The sequence below is a fragment of the Pseudoalteromonas sp. 2CM37A genome, assembly GCF_023161885.1.
Taxonomy (GTDB): Bacteria; Pseudomonadota; Gammaproteobacteria; order Enterobacterales; family Alteromonadaceae; genus Pseudoalteromonas; species Pseudoalteromonas atlantica.
On the sequence record NZ_JALNTJ010000005.1, the window covers coordinates 37974 to 58030 of the forward strand.

Annotated in this window: 20 protein-coding genes; all 20 read left to right on the forward strand. The window is 42.7% G+C overall.

Annotation, left to right across the window (positions count from 1 at the left end; all coding sequences use genetic code 11):
- The first annotated feature begins 10 nt into the window (after positions 1-10).
- The 20 genes from fliI to MTF68_RS12700 all read left to right on the forward strand — a co-directional run bounded on the left by fliI (position 11) and on the right by MTF68_RS12700 (position 20057).
- Positions 11-1345 carry a flagellar protein export ATPase FliI gene (gene fliI / locus MTF68_RS12605; protein ID WP_096041360.1) on the forward strand — a complete coding sequence of 445 codons (1335 nt, stop codon included), beginning with the start codon at positions 11-13 and terminating at the stop codon, positions 1343-1345.
- Positions 1345-1791, forward strand: a complete 447-nt coding sequence (gene fliJ, locus MTF68_RS12610) for a flagellar export protein FliJ (protein WP_004588294.1) — start codon at positions 1345-1347, stop codon at positions 1789-1791. Before fliI ends, fliJ begins: the two co-directional genes overlap by 1 nt.
- A gap of 90 nt (positions 1792-1881) precedes the next feature.
- Entirely contained in the window at positions 1882-3771 is a 1890-nt protein-coding gene (locus MTF68_RS12615; protein WP_248462696.1) for a flagellar hook-length control protein FliK, read from the forward strand.
- Positions 3772-3828: 57 nt separating this feature from the next.
- A complete protein-coding gene (gene fliL, locus MTF68_RS12620) occupies positions 3829-4362 on the forward strand; it encodes a flagellar basal body-associated protein FliL (protein ID WP_154945352.1) in 534 nt (177 codons plus the stop codon).
- 9 nt (positions 4363-4371) lie between these two features.
- Positions 4372-5463, forward strand: a complete 1092-nt coding sequence (fliM, locus tag MTF68_RS12625) for a flagellar motor switch protein FliM (protein WP_004588297.1) — start codon at positions 4372-4374, stop codon at positions 5461-5463.
- A 20-nt stretch (positions 5464-5483) separates the two neighbouring features.
- Positions 5484-5882 carry a flagellar motor switch protein FliN gene (fliN, locus tag MTF68_RS12630; protein WP_004588298.1) on the forward strand — a complete coding sequence of 133 codons (399 nt, stop codon included), beginning with the start codon at positions 5484-5486 and terminating at the stop codon, positions 5880-5882.
- The gene (gene fliO / locus MTF68_RS12635; protein ID WP_004588299.1) at positions 5879-6262 is read left to right on the forward strand and encodes a flagellar biosynthetic protein FliO; all 384 of its coding nucleotides are present in this window, start codon (positions 5879-5881) and stop codon (positions 6260-6262) included. The genes fliN and fliO overlap by 4 nt, the downstream gene beginning before the upstream one ends.
- 4 nt (positions 6263-6266) lie before the next feature.
- Positions 6267-7010 (forward strand): flagellar type III secretion system pore protein FliP, encoded by a 744-nt coding sequence (gene fliP / locus MTF68_RS12640; RefSeq protein ID WP_024032315.1) that lies wholly within the window; start codon positions 6267-6269, stop codon positions 7008-7010.
- A gap of 42 nt (positions 7011-7052) precedes the next feature.
- Positions 7053-7322, forward strand: coding sequence for a flagellar biosynthesis protein FliQ (gene fliQ / locus MTF68_RS12645; protein WP_004588301.1), 270 nt, complete (start codon positions 7053-7055; stop codon positions 7320-7322).
- Between the two features lie 2 nt (positions 7323-7324).
- Entirely contained in the window at positions 7325-8104 is a 780-nt protein-coding gene (gene fliR / locus MTF68_RS12650; protein ID WP_004588302.1) for a flagellar biosynthetic protein FliR, read from the forward strand.
- 8 nt (positions 8105-8112) lie between these two features.
- The gene (flhB, locus tag MTF68_RS12655; RefSeq protein WP_055253171.1) at positions 8113-9246 is read left to right on the forward strand and encodes a flagellar biosynthesis protein FlhB; all 1134 of its coding nucleotides are present in this window, start codon (positions 8113-8115) and stop codon (positions 9244-9246) included.
- 205 nt (positions 9247-9451) lie between these two features.
- Entirely contained in the window at positions 9452-11563 is a 2112-nt protein-coding gene (gene flhA / locus MTF68_RS12660; protein ID WP_248462698.1) for a flagellar biosynthesis protein FlhA, read from the forward strand.
- A 22-nt stretch (positions 11564-11585) separates the two neighbouring features.
- Positions 11586-13061 carry a flagellar biosynthesis protein FlhF gene (flhF, locus tag MTF68_RS12665; protein WP_248462700.1) on the forward strand — a complete coding sequence of 492 codons (1476 nt, stop codon included), beginning with the start codon at positions 11586-11588 and terminating at the stop codon, positions 13059-13061.
- Complete coding sequence (locus MTF68_RS12670; protein ID WP_054983003.1) at positions 13054-13914, forward strand: MinD/ParA family protein; 861 nt, start codon at positions 13054-13056, stop codon at positions 13912-13914. Before flhF ends, MTF68_RS12670 begins: the two co-directional genes overlap by 8 nt.
- 26 nt (positions 13915-13940) lie before the next feature.
- Entirely contained in the window at positions 13941-14651 is a 711-nt protein-coding gene (locus MTF68_RS12675; protein ID WP_024032309.1) for an RNA polymerase sigma factor FliA, read from the forward strand.
- 41 nt (positions 14652-14692) lie between these two features.
- Positions 14693-15076 (forward strand): chemotaxis response regulator CheY, encoded by a 384-nt coding sequence (gene cheY / locus MTF68_RS12680; protein WP_004588308.1) that lies wholly within the window; start codon positions 14693-14695, stop codon positions 15074-15076.
- Between the two features lie 15 nt (positions 15077-15091).
- Entirely contained in the window at positions 15092-15859 is a 768-nt protein-coding gene (locus MTF68_RS12685; RefSeq protein WP_248462701.1) for a protein phosphatase CheZ, read from the forward strand.
- A 15-nt stretch (positions 15860-15874) separates the two neighbouring features.
- Positions 15875-18103, forward strand: coding sequence for a chemotaxis protein CheA (locus tag MTF68_RS12690; RefSeq protein ID WP_248462702.1), 2229 nt, complete (start codon positions 15875-15877; stop codon positions 18101-18103).
- A 51-nt stretch (positions 18104-18154) separates the two neighbouring features.
- Positions 18155-19300, forward strand: coding sequence for a chemotaxis response regulator protein-glutamate methylesterase (locus MTF68_RS12695; protein WP_029773813.1), 1146 nt, complete (start codon positions 18155-18157; stop codon positions 19298-19300).
- Positions 19293-20057, forward strand: a complete 765-nt coding sequence (locus MTF68_RS12700) for a flagellar motor protein (protein WP_096041365.1) — start codon at positions 19293-19295, stop codon at positions 20055-20057. The genes MTF68_RS12695 and MTF68_RS12700 overlap by 8 nt, the downstream gene beginning before the upstream one ends.

The following is a 20057-nucleotide window of genomic DNA, read 5'->3' on the forward strand; positions in this document are numbered from 1 at the left end:
GTGGCGTGTTATGGCAGCTCAACGTGCACCTCTAAGCGAACGCTTAAATCAATACCAACACCATATCGCAGCGTTTAAACCTGCTGTAGCGGGTATTTTAACCCGCGTAGTCGGTTTAACCCTTGAGGCGAAAGGGCTACGTGCGCCTGTAGGCAGCCAATGCAAAATAGAAACTATGTCAGGGTTTGTAGATGCTGAGGTAGTGGGCTTTAGTGAGCAAACCCTTTACTTAATGCCTAATGACCACATTTCCGGTGTGTTACCCGGTGCGCGTGTTATTCCACAAGTAAATGATACCGGCTTGCCTGTTGGTATGAGCCTACTAGGCCGCGTTGTAGATGGCTTAGGCCGCCCGCTTGACGGCCTGGGGAAAATTAACGCCGAACACTATTTAAAGTTTGCACAAAACCCCATAAACCCCCTCGCTAGAAGACCAATCAGCCAACCTATGGATGTAGGTGTACGGGCTATAAATTCAGTTATTACTGTAGGGCAAGGCCAGCGTATGGGTTTGTTTGCAGGCTCTGGTGTTGGTAAATCGGTCCTCTTAGGTATGATGACCCGCGGCAGTGAAGCCGATGTTATTGTGGTTGGCCTAGTGGGTGAGCGTGGCCGTGAGGTAAAAGAATTTATTGAAGAGATACTCGGTGTAGAAGGGCGCAAACGCTCTGTTGTGGTAGCTGCTCCTGCTGATGCATCGCCCCTTATGCGCTTAAAAGGCTGTGAAAGTGCGGTGACCATTGCTGAGTACTTTCGTGATCAAGGTTTAAACGTATTGTTATTGCTTGATTCAGTAACCCGTTACGCCATGGCGCAACGCGAAATAGCGCTAGCGGTTGGCGAACCTCCTGCAACAAAAGGGTATCCGCCTTCTGTATTTGCTAAATTACCGGCGCTGGTGGAGCGAGCGGGTAATGGCGGCGAAGGGCAAGGGTCTATCACTGCGTTTTTTACAGTGCTTAGTGAGGGCGATGATATGCAAGACCCAATAGCCGATGCTGCACGTGCTATTTTAGATGGGCATATTGTACTTTCGCGTGACTTAGCCGATAGCGGTCATTACCCCGCGATAGATATCGAAAAATCAATTTCTCGTGTTATGCCGCAAGTGGTGTCTGAGCCTCATATGCAGCAGGCCCGCGTATTAAAACAAGTGTATTCAATGTATCAGCAAAATAAAGATATGATCACCTTAGGTGCGTATCAAAAAGGGGCTGACCAAATGCTTGATCAAGCTATAAATATGATGCCGCGCGTAAATGCGTTTTTACAGCAAGGTATGCGTGATGTAATAAGTTACGACGATGGTTTACACGGTCTAGCTCAATTACTAGGACAAGCATAATGGCAAAAAATAAGCTCGATTTACTGCTTAAGCTCGAAAACGACAAAGAAGAAAATCTGCGCATGAGCTACTTACAAGCCAATCAAAATTTACAAGCTAACCAACAAAAGCTGCAAGGGTTAAATAACTTTAGATTAGAATACTCTCAGCAATTACATGTGAAAGGAAAGTCCGGTTTATCAAGCGCGGGCTTTGGCCAGTACCATGCCTTTATAGCAAAAATTGAAGAAGCGATTCGTCAGCAAGCCAGTACGGTAAATACCGCTAAGCAAGTTGTAACACAGCGTAAAGCTTTGTGGTTAAAGCAGCAGGTAAAAGCAAAAGCCGTAGCAAAATTAATTGAAAAACAAAACCTAAAAGCAGCGGCGTTAATGGCAAAGAGTGAGCAAAAAATGCTGGACGAGTTTTCTGCTAATCAATTTTTTCAGCGCCGTAAAAGTTTATAACTCTGGCGCGTTTATTGCTTTGGTTGGTAGGTGGTAATTAATTTTGGCAAAGTGCGGTGGCAACTTGCCGCAGTGCTGTGTAGGTGAATTATGGCAATAAACGATATTTCAATGTTGGCAACAGCTGAAAAAGACTCTTTTTTAGCATTTAAAGACAGTAACTTACCTGCAGGTAACGAATCTGGTGATGATTTTTTAAGCCAGCTACAAGATGCAGACAAACCCTTTGTATTACCTGCTAATTCTGAGGCTCCTAGCCAAGCAGGCTCTTTATTGCCAACAGATGATAAGCAGCTAGCCAATAGCAAAAAACCGACAGCTTCATTAAGTGATGACACGCAAGATACGTTATTATCTGGCGATAGCGTTTTAGCACAAATAAACTCCTCGCAAGTGATTGACGTAAGTGTAAAAAAACACGGCAATAGCGATAATGATTTTAGCGATTTAAGTGTAAAAAAGAGTGATAAAAGTGTTAGCTTTTTAGCTTCGCAATTAGGTAAAACTGATGAAGCAGATGCCATAACGACTAAAGCCGAAGATACTCTTTTAACTGATAATAATAGCAACGGCAAAAAAAGTGCGTTTACAAACGCTGAGCTTGAAACTAAAGCAGCTAAGCAAAGCGCTGGAGAAAATTTAGCCCCTTCTTTAAAAAATGAAGGTAAAGGTGCTGAGAATACAAAAGCGCCAGGCACTGCGTTAGATGCTGAAGGTGCGCTGCCTATAAGCGATGCAGACATAGAGCAATTAGCCAAAGAACTGACTCGTTCATCTACGCAATCAGAGCTATCAACTACATCTAAAGTACTCAACTCATTAAGCGAAGCGCAACGTGCACAATTAAACGAGCACGTTAAAAGCTCCTTTGCTGAAACCACGCCAAGTGAAGGTGATGATCGTGCTAGCTCCGTTAAACAATTACTGACAGAGTTTGTTGTACAAAACGAAAAAGCTCCAAGCACGCCCGGTGAGCTAGTTCAATCTCAGTTAAAAAACCTAAATAGCGATGAAAAGCAGGCGCTACTTAGCCAATTGAAAAGCTATGTGAGTAACGAGCAACCAACAGGTGATACGCTCAAAAAAGTAAATGAAACAATAAGCAACTTACAAACTATGCTTGATACGCAGCTTAGTGAGAGCAAAGCGCAAAGTGTGTCGAGCTCTGCAAATGCGGCTTTAAATGCGCAGCAAGCCAGTAATGCTGCAATGACTGCGAATACAACGCAAAATAAAGCCATGATTAATGCTGAAGCACCCTCTAGTATTGAGCAAGACGGTGTAAATCCAGAAGAGTTAAACGCCCTAGAGGCCGAGCAGGAAAGCTTACTTAAAGAGCCTAAAACAAATACTGGTTTATCGCGTGTAGCTCAGGTGTTTACGTTGATAACCGATGGCATTAATAACACGCAGGCACAAATAAATACTCAGTACGAAAACGCTCGTTATGAGCAGTCTATTTTAGAGAGCCAAGCTATACAGTCGCAGCAATTACAAAGCAGCACCGCGCAGGTTAAGCAGGTAAATATAGATGCAAGTATGATGCAGGCTATTAATATTGTTAAAAGTGATGCAGCTAAAATGCTTCAAGAGCGTGTATCTTCAATGCTAAGCATTAGCAATAAAGAAGCTGAAATTCGATTAGATCCGCCAGAAATGGGCAGCATGCAAATTCGTATCAGAAGTGATGCTGAACAAGCACAAATAAATTTTGTAGTGCAAAACCAGCAAGCTAAAGAAGCACTTGAACAATCAATGCCGCGCTTACGTGAAATGTTAGCCGAGCAGGGAATTGATTTAGGTGAAAGTACGATTTCTTACGGGCAATCTGGTAATGAGCAAAGCGATGAAGGCGAGGAGCAATCACAAGGTCAAACGGCTAATAAAAATACACAGCAGGATAAAAATGATGAGCAAGATGGAGCTAACCCACAAAGTTCTCGACAACAAACTTCATCATCAATAGATTACTATGCCTAAGTACTGCTATTATAATAACTAAAACAAGCAAGTACCTTTGCTAAAAAAGGAATCACAATGGCCGAAGAAACAAGTTTAGAAATAGAAGAAACCGGTAAAAGCAAAAAAAAGCTGATCATAATCATAGTGGCAGTACTGCTTGTTGTTGGCGGTGGTGCAGGCTATTTTTTTATGGCGGGCGATGATGCACCCATTGAAACATTAGATGAAGAAACAACAACCGCAGCGCAAAGCGACTCGGCTACACCTTCAGGCTCTTCAGCTGAAATGGGCAGTGCCTTGTATGTTGCTATGCCAAGACCCTTTGTGTTTAATGTACCTGGGTCAAGCAGAGATAGAATTGTACAAATAAAAGTGCAATTACTTGTGCGTGGCGATGTAAATGAAGAAACCGCTAAAAAGCACATCCCACTGATTGAAGGCACCTTATTAAGTGTGTTTTCAACCACCACAGCTGATGAACTCAGCACTAGTGCAGGCAAAGAAACATTACGCTTTACTGCGCTTGAAAAAGTGCAAGCTGCGCTGAATGATGTTGAAGGCACAAAAGTAATTGAGCGGGTATTGTTTACCGGCTTTGTGATGCAATAAGGGGCTAGCGTGAGCGATTTATTATCCCAAGACGAAATTGATGCACTCTTACACGGCGTTGATGAAGTCGAAGAGGAAGATATACACGAAGGTGAAGACGGCGAAGGCAGTACATTACAGTACGACTTTTCTTCGCAAGATCGGATCGTGCGTGGTCGCATGCCGACCCTGGAAATTGTTAACGAGCGATTTGCTCGTCATATGCGAATAAGCTTATTTAACATGATGCGCCGCACCGCAGAGGTGTCGATTAATGGCGTACAAATGATTAAATTTGGCGAATACATTCATACCTTATTTGTACCAACAAGCTTAAATATGGTGCGTTTTAGACCGCTAAAAGGCACTGGCCTTATCACCATGGAAGCACGTTTAGTGTTTATTTTGGTAGATAACTTTTTTGGTGGTGACGGGCGTTACCATGCCAAAATTGAAGGCCGCGAATTTACCCCTACCGAACGTAGAATCGTGCAAATGCTACTAAAAATTATCTTTGAAGATTACAAAGAAGCATGGGCACCGGTTATGGACGTGTCGTTTGAATACCTCGATTCAGAAGTAAACCCAGCAATGGCCAACATTGTGAGCCCTACTGAGGTTGTGGTTATTAGCTCTTTTCATATTGAATTAGATGGCGGTGGCGGTGATTTTCACATCGCTCTGCCGTATTCAATGCTTGAACCCATTAGAGAGCTATTAGATGCGGGTGTACAATCGGATACAGAAGACACCGATTTGCGCTGGAGCAAAGCTTTACGCGATGAAATTATGGATGTTGAGGTGGATATGTCGACTCAACTTCTTGAGGTGGATTTGTCTCTTAAACAAATAATGGAACTTAAAGCGGGCGATATTATACCGGTAGAAATGCCAGAGCATATTACGGTATTTGTTGAGGAGTTACCTACATTTAGAGCTAAAATGGGTCGCTCTCGCGATAACGTTGCGCTACAAATTAGTGAAAAAATTAAACGCCCTGATTCAGTTAAATCTGAGCTGCATGTATTTACCAAAGGCGGCAAGAAAATTGATTCAGATGCAGAATTAGCAGAACTAGAAGATGATTTACACCTTTCTGACGGTGTAGACTTAGACTGGTAATTGATTAAAAGGTTAAAAGTATGAGCGATGATCAAGACACAATGGACGAATGGGCAGCAGCCCTAGCTGAAGCCGAAGGCGGTGATGAGAGCGCCGAAGCGCATGTAGCAGAGCTTGATGAACTAAGTGATGCTAAACATGAACTTAGCGGTGACGAAAAGCGTAAACTCGATACAATTTTAGATATTCCTGTGACTATTTCTATGGAAGTAGGGCGCTCTAAAATAAATATTCGTAACTTACTGCAGCTAAACCAAGGCTCTGTTGTTGAACTAGACCGCGTAGCCGGTGAACCACTGGATGTATTAGTAAATGGTACGCTCATTGCCCATGGCGAAGTGGTTGTAGTGAATGATAAATTTGGTATTCGTTTAACGGATGTTATTAGCCAGGTAGAGCGGATCAAAAAATTACGATGAGCTCCCTTGCTGCTTTAACAAACTCAGTATTTACAAAGGCAGAAACGTTAACACCTACGGCCGACATTTTGTCTATGGTGTTGTCGTTGGTTGCGGTGCTAGTACTGATTGTAGTGCTGGCATTTTTTGTTAAAAAACTTAACCCAAATTTAGCTAACAGCGAAGAATTTAAAGTGGTACGAAGCTTACCGCTTGGCTCTCGAGAGCGCTTAATGGTGGTTGAAATAGATAATGCACAGCATTTATTAGGGGTCACCCCGCACAGTATTAACTACTTACATAAATTAGACACGCCGTTAAGTGAAAAAGAACTGCCAGAACTTGCTAAGCGATTTAGCAAACTACTAAACCCGCAAACGAATCAAAATAAAAAGAATTAACCCTATGATAAAGTGGCTGCTGATTATTTTAGCTGTGTTATTTGTACCTGCCGCAAGCAGTGCAGAGGGCATAGACGCTCTAACCATTACAACCAATGCCGACGGGACGCAAGATTACTCTGTAACCTTGCAAGTACTGGCAATTATGACGGCGCTGAGCTTTATTCCTGCCGCCATAATTATGATGACTTCGTTTACCCGTATTATTGTTGTACTGGCCATTTTGCGCCAAGCCATTGGTTTACAATCAACACCTTCAAACCAAGTTTTATTAGGGATGTCGCTTTTTTTAAGTATTTTTATTATGGCGCCTATTTATCAGCAAGTTAACGAACGTGCGATAGAACCCTATTTAAATGAACAAGTTACTTCGGTACAAGCATTAGAGCTTGCAAAGGAGCCCATGAAGGCCTTTATGCTCTCGCAGGTACGATTAAAAGACTTAGAAACGTTTGCCAAAATAGCAGGTTATGACCAGCTTGACTCGCCAGAGGCCACACCGCTTATTGTGTTAATACCTGCATTTGTGACCAGTGAACTACAAACCGCGTTTATCATTGGTTTTATGTTTTTTATACCGTTTTTAATTGTGGATTTAGTGGTTGCCTCGGTATTAATGGCCATGGGTATGATGATGCTCTCGCCCATGATAGTGTCCTTGCCTTTTAAAATAATGTTATTTGTACTAGTCGATGGCTGGAGCTTAGTAATGGGCACGTTAGCCAAAAGCTTTGGCTTAGGGACATAAACCATGTTTTACATTCGCACTTTTAAACATTAGGAGTACAACATGGAACCAGAAATTTTTGTTGATATTCTTAGCGATGCACTATTTTTAGTTATTAAGCTGGTATCAGCTATTGTGGTACCTGGTTTACTTGTTGGTTTAGTGGTGGCGGTGTTTCAGGCTGCCACCTCTATTAATGAACAAACCCTAAGTTTTTTACCGCGCTTATTAATTACCATTGGGGCACTTATTGTAGGTGGGCATTGGCTTACTCAAGAGCTAATGGACTTTTTTACCCGCCTAGTGTTACTCATTCCTGAAATTGCAGGCTAATTGTGGAATTTCCTTTTTCTGTTGTTATTCAATGGTTAAGTGATTTTTTACTGCCTTTAGTTCGCATCAGCTCTATGATCATGATTATGGCGGGCTTAGGCGCACAAAACGTACCTACGCGCATTAAAATGGGGCTGGCGGTAGTGGTAACGTTTTTAGTGGTGCCAGCGCTGCCTCCTGCAACATTTACTAATTTATTTTCTTTTGAAATGGTGCTGGTGGTTATTCAGCAAATGTTGATAGGTGTTGCGATAGGGTTTGCCTCTACGCTAATGCTAAATACTTTTGTGCTTGCTGGGCAAATACTGGCAATGCAAACCGGTTTGGGCTTTGCCTCTGTTATAGACCCTTCAAATGGTGCGAGTGTGCCTGCAGTTGGCCAGTTTTACTTAATTTTAGCGACCTTGTTATTTTTTGTTTTTAATGGCCATTTAATGATGATTCAAATGGTGGTGCATAGTTTTTCGGTGTTGCCTATAAACGGCCAGTGGTGGGCTGTTGATCATTACTGGGACATAGTAACGTGGGGCAGCTGGATGTTTACCACTGCATTGGTATTGGCTTTAGCCCCCCTAACGGCCATGCTCATTATTAATATTTCATTTGGTATTATGACCCGCGCAGCACCGCAATTAAACATTTTCTCAATAGGTTTTCCGTTTACATTAGTTGCCGGTTTAATGATTATTTGGGCCACCTTGGGTAATTTTGTAACCCAATTTGAGTTTCAGTGGTTAAAAATGATTGAGCTAATGTGTAGCCTTGTTGGCTGTACGGTGTAGGAGGGGCAATGGCTGAAGATTCAGGACAAGAAAAAACAGAAGAACCCACCTCCAAAAAGCTCGAAGATGCTAAAAAGAAAGGTCAAATAGCACGTTCAAAAGAACTAGGTACTATGTTTGTACTTATTTTTTCTGCAATTTCGTTGCTGTTGTATGGGCCCGAAATAGGCAAAGGCTTATACAATATTATGGGCAGGATGCTGTCTTTAAATCGCAGTGAAACCTACGACACCACTAAAATGTTTGCGGTGTGGAGTGAGGTGGCCAGTGCGTTGCTGTTTCCTATGGCGATGTTTGTTTTAATTATTGTTATTGCAGCATTTATAGGAAATACCTTACTCGGCGGCTTTAATTTTAGTTGGGAAGCTGCAGCACCTAAGCCCAGTAAAATGTCGCCAATGAAGGGTTTTAAACGCATGTTTGGCCCACAAGCAGCGATAGAGCTTGTAAAATCTATATTGAAGTTTGCGCTGGTGGCTATTTTTGCGGTGTTTTTGATTCAAACTTTTTTTGATGAAATTTTGCATTTAAGTATTGAAAGCGCACCTAGTAATATAATTCATGCCCTTGAAATACTCTCGTGGATGTTTTTAGGGTTGTCGTGCACTTTGGTGATTATTGCCGCAATAGATGCGCCTTATCAAAGTTATAACCACAACAAACAACTTAAAATGACTATGCAGGAGATCAAAGACGAGTACAAAAACTCAGAGGGTGATCCGCAAATTAAAGCGCGCATTAGGCAAACACAAAGGCAAATGTCGCAGCGAAGAATGATGCAAGATGTCCCCGATGCCGACGTAATTGTAACCAATCCTACTCACTATTCTGTGGCGCTAAAATACGATACTGAGCGAGCAGGTGCACCGATTGTACTTGCCAAAGGGGTAGATGAAATGGCTATGCAAATTCGTAAAATAGCCAAAGGTAACGAAGTACCGATTGTAGAATCTCCTATGCTTACGCGGGCGCTTTATCATACCGCCGAAATAGGCCAACAGATCCCAGATCAGCTATTTACCGCTGTCGCGCAAGTTTTAGCCTATGTATTTCAGCTTAAACGGTTTAAAAAAGGCCGCGGAAAGCGCCCCATCCCGCTTAAATCTAAACTGCCTATTCCGGATGATTTTAAATACGATTAGGGTAAGCTGAGCTAACCACACTTTACAGGGGGGCCTTGCCTAAATACCAACACGGGGCTGCAAATTCAAACCATAAAGCCCATTCGCTCTTGTCTCTCACTTGCTTTAAATTTTGCATCAATACTCAATGAATCTATTGCTGACTCTATACTTGGAATAGTTATTGCAATTTCAGGCTAGTGTCAATTTATTGAATTGTAGAGTTATGGATTTTAAAGCGGTATTACAACAACTTAACAAAGATAAAAAAGAGTATGCCAAAGGTGTTGGCACACCGCTACTAGTACTTGCAGCGCTGGGTATGGTTATTTTACCGCTGCCGCCATTTCTTCTTGATATATTATTTTCATTTAATATTGCCCTTGCCTTAGTTGTTTTACTGGTGACTGTTTACACCATGAAACCCCTCGAATTTGGTATGTTTCCGGCGGTATTGTTAATCGCTACAATTATGCGTTTAGCCCTAAATGTTGCCAGTACACGCGTGGTGCTCCTTGAGGGTCACAACGGGGGCGATGCGGCTGGTAAGGTAATTGAAGCGTTTGGCTCAGTGGTTATTGGCGGAAACTACGCGGTAGGTTTAGTGGTGTTTTTAATTTTGATCATCATAAACTTTGTAGTAATAACCAAAGGTGCTGGGCGTATTTCTGAAGTATCGGCTCGTTTCACGTTAGACGCTATGCCGGGTAAGCAAATGGCGATAGATGCCGACTTAAACGCTGGCTTTATTAGTGCAGAGCAAGCACGTGAGCGCCGCAGTGAAGTAACCCGCGAAGCCGACTTTTACGGCTCTATGGATGGGGCGAGTAAGTTTGTAAAAGGCGATGCCATTGCCGGTATCGTGATATTAATTATTAATATTGTTGGCGGCTTATTTGTGGGCATGATCCAACATGACTTGAGCTTTAGCCGCGCAATGGAAGTATATACTTTACTTACCATTGGTGACGGCCTTGTGGCGCAGCTTCCTTCATTACTGCTCTCTATTGGTACTGCTATTGTTGTTACTCGCCAAAACGAATCACATAACATGGGTGAGCAATTTAAAGCCCAATTAGGTAACGAAAAATCATTATTTATCGCCTCAGGTATTTTAATCATTATGGGGTTGGTTCCGGGTATGCCTCATATTGCTTTTTTAAGTTTAGGCGCACTACTTGGCTACTTAGCTTACTTTACTCAGCAGCAAAAATTAAAAGCCGCTGCTCTAGCAGCCCAAGAGGCTGAAAGTGGTACCGTTGCCGGTACTGGTGTTGCAAACAAGCAAGAGCAAAAAGAGCTTGGATGGGACGATGTACAACAAATTGACGTTATTGGCTTAGAAGTTGGCTACAGGCTTATTCCGCTTGTTGATCAATCTCAAGGTGGTGAGCTGCTCAACCGAATTAAAGGGGTGCGTAAAAAGTTATCTCAGGAGCTTGGCTTTTTAGTGCCGCCTGTACATATTCGCGATAACTTAGAGTTAGACCCTAATGCGTACCGTATTACCATGATGGGTGTTTCAAGTGGTGAAGGCGAACTCAAACATGGAGATGAACTGGCCATAAACCCTGGGCAAGTATTTGGTCCTATTAAAGGGGTTGAAACCAAAGACCCAGCATTTGGCCTAGATGCGGTATGGATAAAGCCTGATCAAAAAGACGAAGCACAGTCACTAGGTTACACCGTGGTTGACTCAGCCACTGTGGTAGCCACCCACATTAGCCAGTTATTAACTAACAGTGCCGCATTATTACTAGGCCATGAGGAGGTTCAAAACCTGCTTGATATGTTAGCTAAAAGCCATCCACGTTTAGTAGAAGGGTTAGTGCCAGAAGTACTACCACTGACAACCGTTGTAAAAGTACTGCAAAATTTATTAAACGAAGGGGTGGCTATTCGTGATATGCGCTCTATTGTTCAAACCCTTGTAGAGTACGGCCCACGTAGTCAAGATGCCGATGTTTTAACAGCTGCAGTGCGTATTTCGCTGCGCCGTTTAATAGTTCAAGACGCTGTGGGAATGTCATCAGAAATCCCTGTCATAACCTTGGCGCCTGAGTTGGAACAGATGTTGCATCAGTCATTACAAAATGCAGGCGACGAAGGTGCCGGAATAGAACCAAGCCTTGCTGATCGACTTCAAACATCATTAAACGAAGCGCATCAGAATCAAGAAATGGCCGGAGAACCTTCAATATTGCTAACGTCAGGAATGTTACGCACTGTGTTATCTCGCTTTGTTAAGTACACCATACCGGGTTTAAGGGTGATGTCTTATCAAGAGGTACCAGATGAAAGACAGATCAAGATTGTCAGCTCAGTAGGCCAACAATAAAGATTTTAACAGGGGTTGAACCATGAAGATTAAACGTTTTTTTGCCAAAGATATGCGCACCGCACTGAAAGAAGTTAAAGATGAGCTAGGTGTTGATGCCGTTATTATGTCGAACAAAAAACTCGCTAATGGTGTAGAAATTGTTGCCGCAGTAGATTACGACAAAGCAGCCCCTAAAGCCGCAGCGCAACCACAGGCAGCGCCTGCTCCGCAAAGAGCCGTGCAACAGCCTACTCATAACTTTGTAAAGCCAGAGCCTAAGCGTGCGCAAACTGAGCCACAAGCAAAAGTAGCTGATAGCTTACAAGCTTTATTAGAGCGCCAGTCGCCACGCCCTCGCTCTCCTGAGCTAGCCTCTATGTTTTCGCAATCAGGTATTGATACGTCTGAGCATTACCAAGAGCCAGCACAGCCACGTACGACAAATATGTTTGCACGCGAAAATGAAGCGCCAAAACGCATGCAAACCCAAGCAGACAGCCTAGGCTTTGATGACTTAGATCAAGACTTTGACGATTTAGATGCGCCTGTGGCTCCGCGTCCTCAAGCTAATAACAACGAAAGCGCCCAAATGAGCGCGATGCGTGATGAAATGAACGCAATTCGCCAGTTACTAGAACACCAAGTATCGGGTTTAATGCAGCAAGATATGGCACGTCGCGACCCTACACGTGCATGCATGATTGACCGTTTAGTTGGCATGGGAATAGATAAAGACGTTGCAGAGCAAATGGCGTGTTTTATTCCAGATGACGTATCGCGTCAGCAAGGTTGGAAAGCATTATTGCAAATGGTTGAAGATCAAATGCAAACCACCAACAACGAAATTCTTCGCCAAGGGGGTGTGTACGCCCTTGTAGGGCCTACTGGTGTAGGTAAAACAACCACAGTAGCTAAACTTGCCGCATTAGGCGCACAAAAGTATGGCGCCGACAAAGTTGCCCTAATCACAACTGATACATACAGAATTGGTGCTTATGAGCAGCTTGCAACATATGGTCGTATTATTGGTTGTGGTGTTAAACAAGTAAAAGATGCCAATGAATTAGCTGAAGTTTTATATCATTTACGCAATAAGCGTCTAGTATTAATTGATACAGCGGGTATGAGCCAACGTGATTTACGCCTTACAGAGCAATTAAATACGTTAATGCGCAACCAGCGAGTAGATATACGTAGTTATTTAGTATTAAGTGCCACAGCACAAATAAATGTACTGCAAGAAACCGTAAGACATTTTAAAAAGGTTCAGCTAAGCGGTTGTATTTTCACTAAGTTAGATGAATCATTAAGTTTAGGTGAGATTATTAGTATAGCGATTCAAAATCGCCTTCCAATAGGGTATCTTACTAATGGTCAGCGTGTACCAGAAGATATTCGCGTTGCAAATGCTGAAAAACTAGTAAAAAAAGCTGAGCAATTGTATTTAAAAAGAGCAAAAGCACAACATTCAAGGCACCAAGCAGTGGCGCCAAGCACAGTAGGGATGTATGATTAACACAGTATTAGATCAAGCAAGCGGCCTGCGCAAAATGAGTCAAAACAACAACAACGGCGTAAAAGTTATCGCTGTCACCGGCGGTAAAGGAGGGGTGGGTAAAACCAACGTCTCTTTAAATACTGCTATTGCTTTAGGGCAGCAGGGTAATCGTGTATTAGTATTAGATGCCGATTTAGGCCTAGCTAATTGTGATGTAATGCTAGGACTACGTGTTGAAAAAAACTTATCTCATGTCCTTTCAGGCGAGTGCGAACTTGACGAGATTTTAGTTGAAGGCCCAGGCGGTATTAAAATCGTGCCTGCTACATCAGGCTCGCAAAGTATGGTGGAGCTAACCCCATCTGAGCATGCTGGGTTAATTCGTGCCTTTAGTGAGCTTAATACCGAATTTGATATTTTAATTGTAGATACCGCCGCTGGTATTTCTGACATGGTGCTGAGTTTTTCTCGTGCAGCGCAAGATGTCATGGTGGTGGTGTGTGATGAGCCGACCTCTATTACTGATGCCTACGCGCTTATTAAAGTACTTAGCCGCGAGCATGGCGTTTATAAATTTAAAATTGTTGCAAACATGGTGCGCAGTATGCGCGAGGGCCAAGAGCTTTTTGCAAAGCTCTCTAAAGTAACAGACCGCTTTTTAGATGTGTCTATGGAGCTTGTTGCGACTATTCCATATGATGAAAATATGCGTAAATCTACGCGTAAACAAAAAGTAATTGTCGATCTTTTCCCTAATTCACCAGCAGCAGTCGCGTTTAAAACATTAGCGACAAAAGCAGTAAAATGGCCTATACCTAATCAACCTTCAGGACATTTAGAGTTTTTCATTGAGAAGCTAGTAAACGGCTGATTATGACAACATCGGTGAAAAGAGCTATGGGATATCAATCAACACAAAATTTAAATGTGATTGTTGAAAAGCACGCGTCGCTTGTCAAAAAAGTGGCGTGCCATTTAATAGCTCGTCTTCCTCCTAGCGTTCAGCTTGATGACTTGATCCAATCGGGAATGATTGGCCTTATCGAGGCCTCAAAAAACTTTGATGCCAGTAAAGGGGCAAGCTTTGAAACGTTTGCTGGTATTCGTATCCGCGGCGCTATGCTTGATGAAATGCGCAGAGGGGATTGGGCACCACGTTCGGTGCACCGTAAAAGCCGATTAGTAGCCGAAACTATCACAGAATTAGAAAATAGCTTAAATAGAGAACCAAAAGATACTGAAGTAGCTGAAAAACTTGATATTTCGCTAGAAGAATACCATCATATTTTAAATGATGTTAATTCCAGTAAAGTGCTTGGTATAGAAGACCTAGGGGTAGATGAAGATGTTATTAGCCCTGCAGGTCAAGATTTAGCGCTAGACAAACCATTTAATAATGTTAAAAATGAACGGTTTAATAATTCATTGTTAGAGGCAATAAAGTCTTTACCAGAGCGAGATGCAATGGTGCTTTCTTTGTATTACAACGATGAAATGAATTTAAAAGAAATTGGGCATATACTCGATGTAAGTGAATCGCGTGTAAGTCAGATACATGGTCAGGCGATGATTAAGCTCAAAGCAAAAATCAATGACTGGATAAACTAGTAGTAAGTAAATTATAGGTTAAGACCTCACCGGAGGATGTTTTGGATAAAAACATGAAAATTCTTGTTGTTGATGATTTCTCTACAATGAGACGTATTATAAAAAATCTGTTGCGTGACCTAGGGTTCACGAATGTTCAAGAAGCTGACGATGGTTCTACAGCATTACCTATGTTGCAAAATCAGGTTTTTGACTTTGTTGTAACCGATTGGAACATGCCAGGCATGCAGGGTATTGACTTGCTAAGAGCCATTAGAGCTGACGAAAAATTAAAACATATTCCGGTTTTAATGGTGACGGCAGAAGCTAAAAAAGAACAAATAATAGCGGCAGCGCAAGCAGGTGTTAATGGCTATATTGTTAAGCCATTTACTGCTGGTACTTTGAAAACTAAATTAGAAAAAGTGTTTGAACGCTTAGGTTAATGAGAGGAGAGGCTTATGTCAGCACCAGCTGCGCCTCAAATTACTTTAGAACAAGCTCGTCAGCTCGTCGTTTTTTTAGAAAACGGTGAGCAAGATAAAGCAGATCAATTAATTTTAGATACTGCCTCTCAAGAGCAATCGCAGCTTTTTGCTGAAGTAGGTAAGTTAACACGCCAATTACACGAAGCCCTTAAAAGCTTTGAACTTGATACGCGTTTAACCGATTTAACCACTGATGCAATTCCGGATGCGAAAAAGCGCTTAAACTATGTCATGGAAATGACAGAAAATGCAGCTAATAAGACAATGGATGCGGTCGAAGCAAGCCTTCCTATTGCGCAGCAGCTAGCAGATGAAATTGCACATATTAAGCCTACTTGGGATAGGCTTATGAACCGCGAGATAGAGCTGGGCGAGTTTAAAACCTTATGCCACAGCATCGACAAGTTTATGAACAGCTCTCATCATAAAACCGATGAGTTGCAAACTTTAATGACTAATGTACTAATGGCGCAGGATTTTCAAGATTTAACCGGCCAGGTTATCCGCCGTGTAATTGAATTAGTCAGAGAAGTAGAAGAAAGTTTAATCCACCTTTTAACAGCATTTGCTGCACAAGATGACAGCATTGCTGAAAGTAAAGAACAACAAGAAACAAAAGAACTGGTTGCCGCACAAACATTAGCAGGTCCTGAAGGCCCTATTATTGATAAAGAGTCGCGAAATGATGTTGTATCTGACCAAGACGAGGTCGATGACCTATTATCAAGTTTGGGCTTCTAAGAGGAGAGTAACTGCATGAGCTTTGAAGTCGATGAAGATATTTTACAAGACTTTCTTGTAGAGGCTGGAGAAATCCTAGAGCTTTTATCTGAACAGTTAGTTGAGCTAGAAAATAACCCAGAAGATACTGAGTTACTAAATGCTATTTTTAGGGGCTTTCATACCGTAAAAGGGGGAGCTGGCTTTTTAGCTATGACTGAGCTTGTTGATGCCTGTCATGGTGCTGAAAACGTATTTGATCTCTTACGCCAAGGGGTTAGAACCGTTAATTCAGAATTAATGGATGTGATTTTACAAGCACTAGATACCATTAATGAAATGTTTGCCACTATTCAAAACCGCGAACAGCCAGACCCAGCAGACCCTCAATTATTAGAAACCCTTCACAAACTTGGTCAACCGCCTACGGATGACGAGCTTACTGAAACAGCCCCCGAAGTTGTTGAACAAGAACCCGCAGCTCCCGTTAGCGCAACAGATGATGAAGACCCATTTGCATTTGATGAACTATTTGATGTGGCAGGTTCAAGCCCTTCAGCAGATAGCACGCAAATTGATGAAATTACAGAAGATGAATTTGAAAGCTTACTCGATGAGCTACACGGCAAAGGGCAAAGCCCGGTGTCGCAACCAAGTGCAAGTGCAGAGCCAGATTCAAGTTCAGATATTACCGATGATGAATTTGACAGTTTATTAGATGAATTACACGGTGTAGGTAGTTTTGGTCCGGTTGCAGGAGATACTTCAAGCAGTGAGCCAGAAGTAAAACACACAGCACCACCAGCGGCTGTTGCAAATGATAGCGGTGATGATGAAATCAGCGATGATGAATTTGAGGCACTGCTTGATGAATTGCATGGTAAAGGCGCCGCACCAGAATCAAAAGAAGCTGACACACCTGCACCGCAGCCACCTAAGGCTGCACCTGTAGCACAAACGCCAGCAAAACCTACGCCAGAAAAGCCTACGCCAGCACCTGCAGCAAAACAAGCTCCGGCGGCAAAAGCCGCTGCGCCTACACCTAAAGTGGCTGAAAAACCAGCGAGTAGCGCCGCACCTAAAAAAGCTACGCCTCCACCTGCTGAAACCACAGTACGTGTTGATACAAAGCGTTTAGACCAAATAATGAATATGGTTGGCGAGTTGGTATTAGTACGAAATAGGTTGGTCAGTTTAGCGACCAATACAGACAGTGAAGCGATGGGTAAGGCGATATCAAATCTTGATGTGGTTACTGCTGATATTCAAGGTGCAGTAATGCAAACGCGAATGCAGCCTATCAAAAAAGTGTTTGGCCGATTCCCTCGCGTAGTACGTGACTTAGCCCGTAGCTTAAATAAAGAAATTGATTTACAGCTTGTAGGTGAAGAAACCGATTTAGATAAAAACTTAGTTGAGGCACTGGCCGATCCGTTGGTGCATTTAGTACGAAACTCAGTTGACCACGGAATTGAAATGCCAGCAGCGCGTGAAGCTGCGGGTAAGCCTAGAACTGGTAACGTTACATTATCGGCTTCGCAAGAAGGCGACCATATTTTGTTAACCATTAAAGATGATGGTGCAGGTATGGATGCGGAAAAACTGAAAAAAATAGCGATCAGTAAAGGCGTTATTGACCATGATCAGGCAAGTCGCTTATCAGATACAGAAGCGTATAACTTAATATTTGCACCAGGCTTTTCGACCAAAGAAGAGATATCTGATATTTCTGGCCGTGGCGTAGGCATGGATGTAGTAAAAACTAAAATTACGCAGCTTAATGGCTCTGTGAGTATACAGTCTGAGTTGGGCGTAGGGACTATTTTAGAGATAAAAGTACCATTAACACTGGCTATTTTACCTACGCTGATGGTTATTGTTGGTGAGCAAACGTTTGCGTTACCACTTGCTGGTGTGAGTGAAATATTCCACTTAGATTTAACCAAAACCAATGTGGTAGATGGTCAGCTTACAATTATTGTTCGTAAAAAAGCGATACCGCTATTTTACTTAGAGCATTGGTTAGTTAAAGGTGCTGATTGTTCTCAGCGAAAAGCGCAAGGTCATGTGGTAATTGTACAAATAGGTACTCAGCAAGTTGGCTTTGTGGTTGATTCATTAATTGGCCAAGAAGAAGTTGTTATTAAGCCTCTTGATGCGTTATTACAAGGTACGCCAGGAATGGCTGGTGCAACAATTACATCTGACGGTGGTATTGCGCTGATTCTGGATGTACCTAATATGCTTAAGCATTACGCAGGATAAAATGTAGGCATACCTGTGTATGCCTACACATAAATTTAATAAGAGAGCGCAATGGCCGTAAAAGTTTTAGTTGTTGACGATTCCAGTTTTTTTCGCCGTCGAGTAAGCGAAATCCTTGAACAAGACAGCGGTATCGAAGTAATAGGTTTTGCTGTTAACGGTAGAGAAGCCGTAGAAAAAACAGCGCAGTTACGTCCAGATATGATCACCATGGATGTAGAAATGCCTGTGCTTGATGGTATTAGCGCAGTAAAAGAAATTATGGCGAGTAACCCAACGCCAATACTTATGTTTTCTTCATTAACCCGCGACGGTGCAACCGCAACTTTAGATGCACTTGATGCCGGAGCTATGGACTTTTTACCGAAAAAGTTTGAAGACATTGCACGAAATAACGAAGATGCAATTAAGTTATTGCAAGCCAAAGTGAAGGAAATTGGTCGCAGGCGTGCACCACGCCCTGTTAGGCCATTAACATCAAGTAAGACTACTGCTCCACCTGCAAGCAAACTAGCCACAACAAGCTCATCGCTTAAACAACCTGATAGAAGCTTTCAACGTGCTGCCCCAGTGCAGACAACAACTACACCCAGTATGCCCACGCGTGCCAGCGGTAAACACTATCAAATAGTGGCTATTGGCACTTCAACTGGCGGGCCAGTTGCTTTACAAACTATATTAACCCAATTACCTGCTAACTTTGCACATCCTATTTTGTTAATTCAGCACATGCCGGCAGCATTTACCCCTGCGTTTGCGGCACGTTTAAATAGCCTTTGCAAAATACGCGTTAAAGAAGCGCAACAAGGTGACAGGCTAGAAGCCGGCACAGCCTACTTAGCCCCTGGTGGACAGCAAATGATGGTAGAGGGGCGAAGTGGTAATAAAACGCTGCGTGTATTTGAAGATAATAGTGAACGAATAAGCTACAAACCAAGCGTTGATGTGACTTTTGCAAGTGTTGCTAAAAGCTACCAAGGAGACGTACTTGCTATTGTTTTAACCGGCATGGGCGCTGATGGACGTGATGGCGCGCGAATGCTTAAGCAATCTGGCGCAACAATTTGGGCGCAAGATGAAAAAAGCTGTGTGGTATACGGTATGCCTCAAGCTATTGCCAACGCTGGGCTTGCCTCTGAGCATTTAGCGTTAAACGACGTAGCAGCAAGAATAAAAAGAGAGACTGGTTGTGGATAAGCTCTCTGTTTTAGGGTTAATCATTGCGCTGGGCGCTATAGCGATTGGTTACTCTTTAGAGGGTGGCGTTGTCACGGCGTTATTTAATGGCCCTGCACTTATTATTGTACTTGGCGGCACCTTAGGGGCTGTTATGTTGCAAACGGCCACAAGCACCTTTAAAAAAACGCTAAGCATGAGCCATTGGGTATTTTTTTCACCCCAGTACAATATTGAGCAAGCCATAGAGCAAATCAAAACGTGGTCGCATAAAGCTCGCCAGGAAGGGTACTTAGCGCTTGAAAAAGAGGCACTTAGTCACCCAGATCCTTATGCAGCAAAAGGGCTTAGTTTACTAGTAGATGGGTGTTCGGAGCAAAAGTTACGCGACACCTTAGAAATAGATTTAATGCTTGAACGAGACCGCTTACTTGAAGCAAGTAAAGTGTACGAAGCCATGGGCGGATATAGCCCAACTATAGGTATTTTAGGGGCTGTACTAGGCCTTATTCAAGCAATGTCATTTATTACCGACCCTCAAAAGCTAGGTGCAGGGGTCGCCACCGCATTTATTGCAACAATATATGGGGTGGGTTTAGCTAACTTATTATTTTTACCTATGGCCAATAAGCTTAAGCAGCGAGTAGATCAAAAAATGCTTTACCATGAAATGATGGCCGAAGGGGTGATTGCTATAAGCCTTGGCGAAAGTCCTATAAACATAGAATTAAAGCTTGAAGCTTATCGCACAGAGCGCCCCAATGTCGTGGTAGAGTAA

Excerpts from the sequence above, each read along its gene's own strand:
- MTF68_RS12695 (WP_029773813.1), top strand. The coding sequence starts at position 18,155 with ATGGCCGTAAAAGTTTTAGTTGTTGACGATTCCAGTTTTTTTCGCCGT.
- fliI (WP_096041360.1), top strand. The coding sequence starts at position 11 with ATGGCAGCTCAACGTGCACCTCTAAGCGAACGCTTAAATCAATACCAA.
- MTF68_RS12675 (WP_024032309.1), top strand. The coding sequence starts at position 13,941 with ATGGGATATCAATCAACACAAAATTTAAATGTGATTGTTGAAAAGCAC.
- fliN (WP_004588298.1), top strand. The coding sequence starts at position 5,484 with ATGAGCGATGATCAAGACACAATGGACGAATGGGCAGCAGCCCTAGCT.
- MTF68_RS12690 (WP_248462702.1), top strand. The coding sequence starts at position 15,875 with ATGAGCTTTGAAGTCGATGAAGATATTTTACAAGACTTTCTTGTAGAG.
- flhA (WP_248462698.1), top strand. The coding sequence starts at position 9,452 with ATGGATTTTAAAGCGGTATTACAACAACTTAACAAAGATAAAAAAGAG.
- fliO (WP_004588299.1), top strand. The coding sequence starts at position 5,879 with ATGAGCTCCCTTGCTGCTTTAACAAACTCAGTATTTACAAAGGCAGAA.
- MTF68_RS12670 (WP_054983003.1), top strand. The coding sequence starts at position 13,054 with ATGATTAACACAGTATTAGATCAAGCAAGCGGCCTGCGCAAAATGAGT.
- fliQ (WP_004588301.1), top strand. The coding sequence starts at position 7,053 with ATGGAACCAGAAATTTTTGTTGATATTCTTAGCGATGCACTATTTTTA.
- MTF68_RS12685 (WP_248462701.1), top strand. The coding sequence starts at position 15,092 with ATGTCAGCACCAGCTGCGCCTCAAATTACTTTAGAACAAGCTCGTCAG.
- MTF68_RS12615 (WP_248462696.1), top strand. The coding sequence starts at position 1,882 with ATGGCAATAAACGATATTTCAATGTTGGCAACAGCTGAAAAAGACTCT.
- fliP (WP_024032315.1), top strand. The coding sequence starts at position 6,267 with ATGATAAAGTGGCTGCTGATTATTTTAGCTGTGTTATTTGTACCTGCC.
- fliL (WP_154945352.1), top strand. The coding sequence starts at position 3,829 with ATGGCCGAAGAAACAAGTTTAGAAATAGAAGAAACCGGTAAAAGCAAA.
- flhB (WP_055253171.1), top strand. The coding sequence starts at position 8,113 with ATGGCTGAAGATTCAGGACAAGAAAAAACAGAAGAACCCACCTCCAAA.
- fliJ (WP_004588294.1), top strand. The coding sequence starts at position 1,345 with ATGGCAAAAAATAAGCTCGATTTACTGCTTAAGCTCGAAAACGACAAA.
- flhF (WP_248462700.1), top strand. The coding sequence starts at position 11,586 with ATGAAGATTAAACGTTTTTTTGCCAAAGATATGCGCACCGCACTGAAA.